The sequence below is a fragment of the Megamonas funiformis genome (assembly GCF_010669225.1).
In the GTDB taxonomy this organism is placed as follows: Bacteria; Bacillota; Negativicutes; order Selenomonadales; family Selenomonadaceae; genus Megamonas; species Megamonas funiformis.
In genome coordinates, this window is the sequence record NZ_CP048627.1 from 110,678 (window position 1) to 123,340 (window position 12,663).

Here is a 12,663-nt window from a genome sequence, read left to right on the forward strand (position 1 = left end):
GGTTCAGTTTAATAAATAAGCTGAGCCTTTTATTTTTAGTAAGATTAATTCTGTATTATTCATGGTGTAGAATAAATAATTTCACTAGCATATTATGGATATATGAAAGCTATTTAAATATATTGATTTAAAGGAGTTTATATTTATGAGTTTAAATGATATATATCCTAGAAAAGATGATAAAACTACAATTTATTTAAAAAATGTGATAACAAAACAAGATATTATTGTAGGAGATTATACTATATATAATGATTTTGAAAGAAATCCTGAAGATTTTGAGAAAAATAATGTTTTATATCATTATCCTATAAATAATGAAAAATTAATCATAGGAAAATTTTGTTCTATAGCTTGTGGCGCTAAATTTTTATTTAACAGTGCTAATCATACATTAAAATCACTTTCTACATATCCTTTTGCACTTTTATTTGATGAATGGAACATGAATAAAAAAGATGTAGCATCTGGTTGGGATAATAAAGGAGATATTGTAATTGGTAATGATGTATGGATCGGTTACAAGGCAATAATTTTGGCAGGCGTGAAAATTGGTGATGGTGCAATTATTGGTACAAGAGCATTAGTAACAAAAGATGTTCCTGCTTATAGTATAGTTGGAGGTGTTCCAGCAAAAATTATAAGAAGGAGATTTTCTGAAGATATTATTAATGAATTGAAAATTTTAAAATGGTGGGATTGGCCTAAGCAAAAAATAGCTCAAAACATAATATCTATACAGTCTGGAGATATAAGTAAAATAAAATGAAATATTTTTATAAAAAAGTGTTGACAAAGGTATAAAAAGCATATATAATAATTATCACGCTAATGAATGGCGTAACTCAAAAGAAGAAAATTGTTAAAAACAAAAAATAAATAAAAAAGTTCTTGACAAGATAAACTTCTTGAGTTAAGATATACAAGCTGACTTTTGAAGCCAGCAAGAAATGTTCTTTGAAAACTAAACAATGCACAATATGTTTTCTAACATAAACGAATGTGCGGTATCTGCTTTTTATAGCAGATTACCTAATAAATTCTTTTTAAACAGATAATTAAGAGCCAATCGGTTCTTCGAAAAATAATTTTTTTTTTGGAGAGTTTGATCCTGGCTCAGGACGAACGCTGGCGGCGTGCTTAACACATGCAAGTCGAACGGGGTGTTTATTTCGGTAAACACCAAGTGGCGAACGGGTGAGTAACGCGTAAGCAATCTACCTTCAAGATGGGGACAACACTTCGAAAGGGGTGCTAATACCGAATGAATGTAAGAGTATCGCATGAGACACTTACTAAAGGAGGCCTCTGAAAATGCTTCCGCTTGAAGATGAGCTTGCGTCTGATTAGCTAGTTGGTGAGGGTAAAGGCCCACCAAGGCGACGATCAGTAGCCGGTCTGAGAGGATGAACGGCCACATTGGGACTGAGACACGGCCCAGACTCCTACGGGAGGCAGCAGTGGGGAATCTTCCGCAATGGGCGAAAGCCTGACGGAGCAACGCCGCGTGAACGATGAAGGTCTTAGGATCGTAAAGTTCTGTTGTTAGGGACGAAGGATAAGGATTATAATACAGTCTTTGTTTGACGGTACCTAACGAGGAAGCCACGGCTAACTACGTGCCAGCAGCCGCGGTAATACGTAGGCGGCAAGCGTTGTCCGGAATTATTGGGCGTAAAGGGAGCGCAGGCGGGAAACTAAGCGGATCTTAAAAGTGCGGGGCTCAACCCCGTGATGGGGTCCGAACTGGTTTTCTTGAGTGCAGGAGAGGAAAGCGGAATTCCCAGTGTAGCGGTGAAATGCGTAGATATTGGGAAGAACACCAGTGGCGAAGGCGGCTTTCTGGACTGTAACTGACGCTGAGGCTCGAAAGCTAGGGTAGCGAACGGGATTAGATACCCCGGTAGTCCTAGCCGTAAACGATGGATACTAGGTGTGGGAGGTATCGACTCCTTCCGTGCCGGAGTTAACGCAATAAGTATCCCGCCTGGGGAGTACGGCCGCAAGGTTGAAACTCAAAGGAATTGACGGGGGCCCGCACAAGCGGTGGAGTATGTGGTTTAATTCGACGCAACGCGAAGAACCTTACCAAGACTTGACATTGATTGAAAGACTTAGAGATAAGTTCCTTCTCTTCGGAGAACAAGAAAACAGGTGGTGCATGGCTGTCGTCAGCTCGTGTCGTGAGATGTTGGGTTAAGTCCCGCAACGAGCGCAACCCCTATACTATGTTGCCAGCATTTCGGATGGGAACTCATAGTAGACTGCCGCGGACAACGCGGAGGAAGGCGGGGATGACGTCAAGTCATCATGCCCCTTACGTCTTGGGCTACACACGTACTACAATGGGATGAACAGAGGGAAGCGAAATCGCGAGGTGGAGCGGATCCCTAAAAGCATCTCTCAGTTCGGATTGTAGGCTGAAACTCGCCTACATGAAGTCGGAATCGCTAGTAATCGCAGGTCAGCATACTGCGGTGAATACGTTCCCGGGCCTTGTACACACCGCCCGTCACACCACGAAAGTCATTCACACCCGAAGCCGGCTAAGGGCCTATGGTACCGACCGTCTAAGGTGGGGGCGATGATTGGGGTGAAGTCGTAACAAGGTAGCCGTATCGGAAGGTGCGGCTGGATCACCTCCTTTCTAAGGAGCATGCGTTACCGAGGTAACGGCATGTGTCGAGCACATTCGAGCATTGTTTGGTTTTGAGAGAATATTTCTCTCAGATATTGATCTTTGAAAACTGCACAGAAGAAGAAATGCAAAAAAACAAATTCACCATATAAGTAGGCTGTTAATGATTTATCATTTACAGATACTATAGTTAGAACAAAAGTTCTAACCTCATTAAAAGAATTAGCTTCTCTTATGAGTTTAAAGTGGATTGAACCAAGCATTTTAGGATTTAAACAAATTACATTAGCGAAGACAAACGCAAATGACCTTAAGTAAGTTAAGTGAACAAGGGCATACGGCGGATGCCTTGGCGCCAAGAGCCGATGAAGGACGCGGTAAGCTGCGAAAAGGCATGGGTAGGAGCAAGCATCCAGTGATCCATGCATATCCGAATGGGGCAACCCACCATCAGTCATGTGATGGTACGAAAGAGGCAGACCTGGGGAACTGAAACATCTAAGTACCCAGAGGAAAAGTAATCAATTGAGATTCCCTAAGTAGCGGCGAGCGAAAGGGGAAGAGCCCAAACCATGAAACTTCGGTTTTGTGGGGTTGAGGACCGGCAAAAAGAGGAAACTTCTTAGTCGAATGGTTTGGAAAGGCCATGCACAGAAGGTAAAACACCTGTAGGCGAAAAGAAGTCAATCGGGCTGGTATCCAGAGTACTGCGAGACACGTGAAACCTTGCAGGAAGCAGGGGGGACCACCCTCCAAGGCAAAATACTACTTGGCGACCGATAGCGCATAGTACCGTGAGGGAAAGGTGAAAAGAACCCCGGGAGGGGAGTGAAATAGAACCTGAAACCGTATGTCTACAAGCAGTCGAAGCACCTTAAGAGTGCGACGGCGTGCCTATTGAAGAATGAACCGGCGAGTTACATTATGTTGCGAGGTTAAGTGGGAGACACGGAGCCGAAGCGAAAGCGAGTCTTAATAGGGCGACTAGTAACATGGTGTAGACCCGAAACCGCAGTGATCTATCCATGGTCAGGTTGAAGCGCAGGTAAAAATGCGTGGAGGACCGAACCCGTGAGTGTTGAAAAACTTTGGGATGAACCGTGGATAGGGGTGAAATGCCAATCGAACGCGGAGATAGCTGGTACTCCCCGAAATAGCTTTAGGGCTAGCCTCAGGGAAGATTATAGACGGTAGAGCACTGATCTGGCAAGGGGGCGTAAAGCCTACCGACCCTAGTCAAACTTCGAATGGCTATAATTAAGACCCTGGGAGTCAGACTGCGAGTGATAAGACCCGTAGTCAAGAGGGAAACAGCCCAGACCGCCGACTAAGGTCCCCAATGCTGTACTAAGTGGAAAAGGATGTAAGACTTCATAAACAACCAGGATGTTGGCTTAGAAGCAGCCACCATTAAAAGAGTGCGTAATAGCTCACTGGTCGAGAGGCCTTGCGCCGAAGATGTCCGGGGCTCAAGTACAGAACCGAAGTCGCGGCAGGATTATATAATTCTGGGTAGGGGAGCGTTGTATATCCGACTGAAGGTGTACCGGAAGGAGCGCTGGAGGATATACAAGAGAGAATGCCGGTATGAGTAGCGAAAAGAACAGTGAGAATCTGTTCCACCGAAAGCCTAAGGTTTCCTGAGCAACGCTCGTCGACTCAGGGTAAGTCGGGACCTAAGCCGAGGCAAAAAGCATAGGCGATGGACAACAGGTTAATATTCCTGTACCGCTTCAAATCGTTTGAGCAATGGAGTGACACAGAAGGTAGCTTGAGCACGCGAATGGATGTGCGTGTCGAAGGTGGTAGGTTGCAGTATAGGTAAATCCGTACTGTATAAGACCGAGAACTGATAGATAGACGATACTTCGGTAAAGTCAAATTCAAGTGAGCCATGCTGTCGAGAAAAGCTTCTAGTGAGAGATGAGGCGCCCGTACCGAAACCGACACAGGTAGGCGGGGAGAGAATCCTAAGGTGCGCGGGACAACCCTCGTTAAGGAACTCGGCAAATTGTATCCGTAACTTAGGGATAAGGATAGCCGGAGGATGTGAAGGGATTTACTTCTGGAGCGTCAGCCGGTGGCACAAGAGAGGCCCAAGCGACTGTTTAGCACAAACACAGGTGCCTGCAAAAGAGAAATCTGACGTATAGGTGCTGACACCTGCCCGGTGCTGGAAGGTTAAGAGGAGGGCTTAGAGGAAACTCGAAGGCTTGAATTGAAGCCCCAGTAAACGGCGGCCGTAACTATAACGGTCCTAAGGTAGCGAAATTCCTTGTCGGGTAAGTTCCGACCCGCACGAAAGGTGTAACGACTTGGGCACTGTCTCAACGAGGGACCCGGTGAAATTGAAGTACCTGTGAAGATGCAGGTTACCCGCGACTGGACAGAAAGACCCCATGGAGCTTTACTGCAACCTGACATTGATGTTCGGTAAATAACGTACAGGATAGGTGGGAGACGGAGAAGTATTGGCGTTAGCTGATATGGAGTCAACCTTGGGATACCACCCTTTATTTATTGGACCTCTAACTGAAGAAGTAACGACTCTCAGGACAGTATCAGGCGGGCAGTTTGACTGGGGCGGTCGCCTCCCAAAATGTAACGGAGGCGCCCAAAGGTTCCCTCAGCGCGAACGGAAACCGCGCAAAGAGTGTAAAGGCAGAAGGGAGCTTGACTGCGAGTCAGACACGACGAGCAGGTACGAAAGTAGGGCTTAGTGATCCGGTGGTTCCGAGTGGAAGGGCCATCGCTCAACGGATAAAAGCTACCCTGGGGATAACAGGCTAATCTCTCCCAAGAGTCCATATCGACGGGGAGGTTTGGCACCTCGATGTCGGCTCATCACATCCTGGGGCTGGAGCAGGTCCCAAGGGTTGGGCTGTTCGCCCATTAAAGTGGTACGTGAGCTGGGTTCAGAACGTCGTGAGACAGTTCGGTCCATATCCATCGCGGGCGTAAGAGACTTGAAGGGGGCTGCTCCTAGTACGAGAGGACCGGAGTGGACGGACCAATGGTGTACCAATTATCCCGCCAGGGGTACAGTTGGGTAGCTACGTCCGGAAAAGATAAACGCTGAAAGCATCTAAGCGTGAAACTTGCCTTAAGATGAGGTCTCCCGAAGCGAAAGCTTGAAAGACACCTTGAAGATGACGAGGTTGATAGGCCAGGAGTAGAAGTTCAGTAATGAATGTAGCGTACTGGTACTAATATGTCGAGAGCTTAACTTAAAAAAGAAATGACTTGGAGCAAAGTAATCTTCTGAGTGGTTTTGAAAGATTAATATCTTTCAAAAAAGAAAAAAGAGAATATCTGGTGACGATGCCTAAATGGTTCCACCTGTACCCATACCGAACACAGTAGTTAAGCATTTAGAGGCCGAAAGTACTTGCATGGAGACGTGCTGGGAGGATAGGAAGTTGCCAGTTAAGAAAAAAGCACTGAATACTTCAGTGCTTTTTTCTTTATCAAAATACAATTTAATAATGAGGTGAATGTTATGAATTTATTTCGAAAAAAAGACATTGCACATTTAGCACAAGATGCTGAAAAATCTGGATTTGTACGCAATTTAACTGCGTTTGATTTAGTTTTTTTAGGCATTGGTAGTGTTATTGGAACAGGTATTTTTGTATTAACTGGAGTAGGTGCAGCTTTATATGCAGGCCCTGGAATTGCCATTTCCTTTATATTGGCCTCGGTTGCTTGTGCCTTTGCTGGTTTGGCTTACGCGGAATATTCCTCAATGGTACCAGTATCTGGAAGTGCATATGCTTATACATACGCTTCATTAGGTGAATTTATGGCGTTTTTGGTAGGTTGGAATTTAATTTTAGAATATACTGTAACATGTAGTACAGTTGCAGCTGGTTGGTCTGGTTATGTAGTGGGCTTGTTGACATCAGGTGGATTAAATTTATCTATAGATTTTTTAAAAGTTCCAGCAGAAGGTGGAATTATAAATCTTCCTGCAGTTTTTATTACTATGTTTTTATGTATTTTATTGGTTAGAGGTACAAAAGAAAGTATTTTTATAAATCGCATTTTGGTTTTTGTAAAAATAGCAGTTATTTTTATTTTCTTATGTTTAGCTATTCCTAATATTGATGTTAGAAATTGGGATCCTTTTTTACCTTTTGGTTATCAAGGTATTGCTTCTGGTGCAGCAATTGTATTTTTTGCCTATATTGGTTTTGATGCTGTAGCAACATCAGCAGAAGAAGCAAAAAATCCTTCTCGAGATGTGCCTATCGGTATCTTAGGTTCACTTGCAGTTTGTACTTTATTATATTTTATTGTAGCAATGGTATTGACTGGAATAGTGCCTTATACTCAATTAAATAATGCAGAACCTGTAGCTTATGCTCTTCGCGTCATTGGTTATCCTTTTGGTTCAGCCATTGTTGCAGTGGGTGCTATTTGTGGTATTACTACAGTATTACTTGTTTTATTATATGGTCAAGCACGTGTATTTTTCGCTTTGTCTCGTGATGGTATGATTCCAAAGGGAATTTGTAGAGTGCATAAGAAATATCATACACCATATTTAGTAACCATTGGTGGTTGTATTTTAGTTTCTTTGATTGCTGGATTTGTACCGATTAATGTAATTGCAGAAATGGCAAATATAGGTACTTTATCAGCATTTTTTATAGCTGGATTTGGGGTATTGTATTTGCGTATTACACGTCCTGAGATAAAAAGAGGTTTTAAATGTCCAGCAATTTACATTGTTGGGCCAATGGCTATGCTTAGTTGTGGTTATTTGATGTATAATTTGCCAGCACTTACATGGATTAGATTTATTGTTTGGTGTATTGTAGGCATTATTATTTATTTTGTATATAGTTATAAACATTCTTTGTTAAATAAATAGAAGATTATCCATAAGAGATTAAAGAATTTACACTTTAATCTCTTATTTTTTTATAAAGTGTAATAAAAATTTTACAGCTGTAATAATATTATTACAGTTTTTGTAACAAAAATATTACAAAAATAATAGCGACGATAAAAAATACTTATTTATCAATATAAAATTTTTATATTTAATTTTGGCACGGGATTTGCATTATATATAAAGTGTAAATCAGAAATGATTATACATAGTCTTATAATAAATTTTTTCGACCTGAAGGAGGGTTTATATTATGATTATTAGTGTTATTAAAGAGATTAAAAACAATGAAAACCGTGTTGGCTTAACACCTGCGGGAAGTGAAGCTTTAATACGTGCAGGACACACTGTATTAGTAGAAAAATCTGCTGGTGTTGGCAGTGGTTTCCCAGATGAAGCTTATGTTGCTACTGGTGCTGAAATTGTTGAAAATACAAAAGAACTCTTTGATAGAGCTGATATGATTATTAAAGTAAAAGAACCATTACCTGCTGAATATGATTTATTCCATGAAGGTCAAATTCTATATACTTATTTACATCTAGCTCCAGAACCTGAACTTACAGCTGCTTTATTACGTCATAAAGTTGTTGGTATCGCATATGAAACAGTTAGAGGTAGAGATGGCCGTAGCTTACCACTTCTTTCCCCAATGAGTGAAATTGCTGGTCGTATGTCCGTTCAATTAGGTGCTCAGTTCCTTGAAAGTCAATATGGTGGACGCGGAGTATTATTAGGTGGCGTTAGTGGTGTTTGCCCAGGTCAAGTAGTAATCGTTGGTGGCGGTATCGTTGGTACAAATGCTGCAAAAATGGCAGTTGGTTTAGGTGCTAGAGTTACTATTATCGACCTTTCTATTGACAGACTTCGTTATCTTGATGATATTTTCCATGGCCGTGTAGTTACAGAAATGTCTAATAGCTACAATATTGCTAAATGGGTAGCAAGAGCTGACTTATTGATTAGTTCTGTACTTATTCCAGGTGCAAAAACTCCTATCTTAGTAACTGAAGATATGATTAAAACAATGAAACCTGGTTCAGTTGTTGTCGATGTTGCAATTGACCAAGGTGGCGCAGTTGAAACTTGCGATCATTGCACAACTCATGACAATCCAACATTTGTTAAACATGGTGTAACTCATTACTCCGTAGCAAATATCCCAGGTGCAGTATCCAGAACTTCTACTTTGGCATTGACAAACGCTACTTTGCCTTATGCTTTAGCAATTGCTAATAAAGGATATAAACAAGCTTGCCTTGACGATCCTGGTTTAATGCAAGGTATTAATACTATAGATGGTAAAGTAACATTTAAAGGCGTAGCAGAAGGTTTGAATTTACCTTATTATGATATTCACGAAATCTTAAAATAAAAAGCTAAGGCCTGGTTTTACCAGGCCTTTATTTTTGAAAAAAATGAGAAAGTAAGTGATGTTTTCGTGTTGTAGAAAAAGGAGTGTTTTTTATGGATTTGTTCCGTAAGAAAGATATAGGTGCCTTGCGTTCAATGGCGCAAAATTCAGGTCTTACAAAAAACTTAGGTGCATTTGACTTAGTATTTCTAGGTATCGGTAGTGTTATTGGTACAGGGATTTTCGTATTAACTGGTGTAGGTGCAGCTTTATATGCAGGTCCTGGTATATCTTTATCCTTCGTATTAGCTTCTATCGCTTGTGCGTTTGCAGGTCTTGCTTATGCTGAATATGCTTCAATGGTTCCAGTAGCAGGTAGTGCATATGCTTATACATATGCATCATTAGGTGAATTTCTAGCATTTATTGTAGGTTGGAATTTGATTTTGGAATACACTGTTACTTGTAGTACTGTTGCTGCTGGTTGGTCAGGCTACGTAGTAGGACTTTTATCTTCTGGCGGTATTGATTTACCAGTTGCTTTTACGAAAGTTCCTGAAGAAGGCGGTATCATTAATGTACCTGCTATTTTAATTACTATGTTCTTATGTATATTGTTAGTACGTGGAACAAAAGAAACTGTTATGATTAACCGTATTTTAGTATTTGTAAAATTAGCAGTTATCGTTATCTTCTTCGTATTGGCAGTTCCTAATATTGACCCAACTAACTGGGATCCATTCTTACCATATGGTACACAAGGTATTTCAGCTGGTGCTGCAATTGTATTCTTTGCTTATATCGGTTTTGATGCTGTTGCAACTTCAGCAGAAGAAGCAAAAAATCCTTCACGTGATTTACCTATAGGTATCTTAGGTTCCTTAGGTGTTTGCGCTGTATTATACTTCTTCGTAGCTCTTGTATTAACAGGCGTAGTACCTTATACAGACTTGAATAATGCTGAACCTGTAGCATATGCTCTTCGTGTTATCGGCTATCCAATTGGTTCTGCTATTGTTGCCGTAGGTGCTATCTGTGGTATTACTACAGTATTACTCGTTTTATTATATGGTCAAGCACGTATTTTCTTTGCTTTATCTCGTGATGGTATGATTCCAGCAGGTATTTGCAAAATTCACAAATTATATAGAACTCCTTATTTAGTAACAATCGGTGGTTGTATTTTAGTATCTATTATAGCTGGTTTTGCTCCTATTCATTTAATCGCTGAAATGGCAAATATTGGTACATTATCTGCGTTCTTCATCGCTGGCTTTGGTGTTCTTTATTTAAGAATAAAACGCCCAGATATCAAACGTGGTTTCAAATGTCCTGCTATTTACTTTGTAGCTCCAATGGCTATGATTTGCTGTGGTTATTTGATGTATAACTTACCAATTCATACATGGATTCGTTTCGTAGTATGGTGTGGTATTGGTTTTGTTGTATACTTCGGCTATAGCTATAAACATTCTAAATTAGAATCTGGAAAATAATATAATATAAAAAAAGGTCTTACTTTTAAGTAAGACCTTTTTTATTAATTATTTTTATCAAAGCTTAAATTATGTTCTTTCATTTTACGAATAACGCTAGTATGGGATAGACCGAGTGCTGCACCTAATTTACGTGAAGAGGAAAATTTTTTCATTGCTTGTTGAAGAATGTTTTTTTCTGTACGGCGAAGTGCTTCATCTAAATTTAGTGTAGAATATTCATTTAAATCATGCGCGCAACTAGTATTTTGCATTTGATTAAATAAAATAATGTCCTCAGCAGTTATTTGTGAACCTTGAGCAACATTTATAGCACGTTCAATGATATTACTTAATTCGCGGACATTTCCTGGATAATCGTAATTGGTAAGTTTTTCAAAAGCTTCTTGAGAAATAGATTTTATACTTGTATTAATATTATTTACTGTGGATTGGAAAAGGTAATTTGCCAGTAAGCGGATATCCTCTTTGCGTTCTCTAAGTGGCGGTAGATATAGTGGTATTACATTTAAGCGATAATATAAATCTTGGCGGAATAATCCATCTTTAACCATTTGTTCGAGATTACAATTTGTAGCGGAAATAATGCGCACATTTATAGGAATTTCGCGGTTACCACCAATACGGCGAACTCTATGTTCTTGAAGTACACGCAATAATTTTGCTTGGAGAGTGGAGGAGATATCGCCTATTTCATCAAGAAATAAAGTGCCACCACTAGCTAATTCAAAAAGACCTAATTTACCACCTTTATTAGCTCCAGTGAATGTACCTTCTTCATAACCAAATAATTCACTTTCAAGTAGAGTATCAGGAATAGCTGTGCAGTTTATAGCGAGAAAGATATTATCATGGCGTGGTGAAGCGTTATGGATTGCTCTAGCAAATAATTCTTTCCCTGAGCCAGTTTCTCCACGTATGAGAATAGTAGAATTACTGCTAGCATAATGTTGAGCTGACAAAATTAATTTTTCCATAATATCACTTTGGTGAATAATATCTTTAAAACTAATAGAAGGCTGTCCTGTAATTTTTTGATATATTTGACGAACAGTTTCCATATCACGAATGACAGCAACGCCACCAGATAAATTATTATTTTCATCTAATAGTGGTTGACTGCTAACCATATAATGATTGTCATATTCTTCAGCGTAAACTTCATGATGAAGATATTTTTTACCTGTTTGTAATGTTTTTAATAATAATTTACAAAAAGGTAATGCTTTGGAAATATTTTGCCCTAAAATATCATCATTGGGAATTTTTAGAATTTTTACAGCAACTTTGTTGATGTAGATGATATTTCCGTTTTTATCGGTGATGATAATACCCTCATTAATGGTGTTGAAAACAATATCCATTTGTTGGTATTTTTCATTATGAGGCATTAACATAATGGATTTTATTTGAACAATACCAGATAATTCATGAAGCTCAGATAAGATTTTTTGCTCACCTTTATAAGATAAAGCTTCTGTTTCTAAATATGTAGTATTTTTAATAACTTCCATAGAGATAATATTTACATTATATTTGAGTAAAATTTTTGATATATCATAGACTAATCCATGGCGGTCTTTATTTTCAATACATATTTTCATAGATTATAAAGCACCTCTTGAGAAATGTTTAATTTAAATATGCTAAGAAATTTTATTTATTAAAACTTCTTAGCATATTGTAGGAGATTAACAAAATTAGTCTTCAATACCTTTGCGACCTTGGAGTCCTTGTTGATAATAGTGTTTTACTTCTTGCATATCAGTGACTAAATCAGCACGTTCACATAGCCATTGAGGAGCATATCGACCAGTACAAACTATTTCAATATCTGAAGGTATTTGATTTAAAACAAATTCTAAAGTTTCTTTAGTGATTAAGTCATAATACATAGCGACATTGATTTCATCAAGAATAATTAAATCGTAGTGAGTATTATTTATTTCTTCAAGTAAATTTTTTAAACTGTCATTAACTAATTTTACATAATCTTTAGGTGGTTTACCTTCGGGATAAACTTGGAGCATATCTCCCCATTTTTTGATTTCTTCATCAGTCAACATACCTTCTTTAGCGATAAAATAAGGTTTGCCACTAGTTGTCAATTTCAATTGTGGGGCGAATTTTTGTAAAATAGCTTGTTCACTATAAGCTAAAGTTTTCATAAATTGGCAAAAATAAACTTTTTTATCAGCACCTAAACTGCGAATAGCAAGACCTATGGCTGCTGTAGTTTTACCTTTGCCATTGCCTGTATAAACTTGAAGCATATAAT

At 39.2% G+C, this 12,663-nt stretch carries 6 protein-coding genes and 3 rRNA genes; 7 read left to right on the forward strand and 2 right to left on the reverse strand.

Annotated elements, in window-relative coordinates; translation table 11 throughout:
• Positions 1-145 precede the first annotated feature (145 nt).
• From GXM21_RS00500 to GXM21_RS00530, 7 genes are all read left to right on the forward strand, one after another.
• Positions 146-769 (forward strand): CatB-related O-acetyltransferase, encoded by a 624-nt coding sequence (locus GXM21_RS00500; protein ID WP_008540258.1) that lies wholly within the window; start codon positions 146-148, stop codon positions 767-769.
• A gap of 324 nt (positions 770-1,093) precedes the next feature.
• A 16S ribosomal RNA gene (locus tag GXM21_RS00505) occupies positions 1,094-2,647 on the forward strand.
• Between the two features lie 308 nt (positions 2,648-2,955).
• Positions 2,956-5,868: ribosomal RNA gene (locus tag GXM21_RS00510) — 23S ribosomal RNA — on the forward strand.
• A gap of 81 nt (positions 5,869-5,949) precedes the next feature.
• A 5S ribosomal RNA gene (gene rrf, locus GXM21_RS00515) occupies positions 5,950-6,066 on the forward strand.
• Together the 16S, 23S and 5S rRNA genes form the textbook arrangement of a ribosomal RNA operon.
• Before the next feature lie 71 nt (positions 6,067-6,137).
• The gene (locus tag GXM21_RS00520; protein WP_008540230.1) at positions 6,138-7,514 is read left to right on the forward strand and encodes an amino acid permease; all 1,377 of its coding nucleotides are present in this window, start codon (positions 6,138-6,140) and stop codon (positions 7,512-7,514) included.
• Between the two features lie 274 nt (positions 7,515-7,788).
• A complete protein-coding gene (gene ald / locus GXM21_RS00525) occupies positions 7,789-8,910 on the forward strand; it encodes an alanine dehydrogenase (protein WP_008540231.1) in 1,122 nt (373 codons plus the stop codon).
• Positions 8,911-9,002: 92 nt separating this feature from the next.
• Complete coding sequence (locus GXM21_RS00530) at positions 9,003-10,385, forward strand: amino acid permease (RefSeq protein WP_008540232.1); 1,383 nt, start codon at positions 9,003-9,005, stop codon at positions 10,383-10,385.
• Between the two features lie 44 nt (positions 10,386-10,429).
• On the opposite strand, the gene GXM21_RS00535 is transcribed toward GXM21_RS00530, so the two are convergent.
• Positions 10,430-11,989, reverse strand: a complete 1,560-nt coding sequence (locus GXM21_RS00535) for a sigma 54-interacting transcriptional regulator (protein WP_008540233.1) — start codon at positions 11,987-11,989, stop codon at positions 10,430-10,432.
• Positions 11,990-12,085: 96 nt separating this feature from the next.
• Complete coding sequence (locus tag GXM21_RS00540; RefSeq protein WP_008540234.1) at positions 12,086-12,658, reverse strand: cob(I)yrinic acid a,c-diamide adenosyltransferase; 573 nt, start codon at positions 12,656-12,658, stop codon at positions 12,086-12,088.
• Positions 12,659-12,663 lie beyond the last annotated feature (5 nt).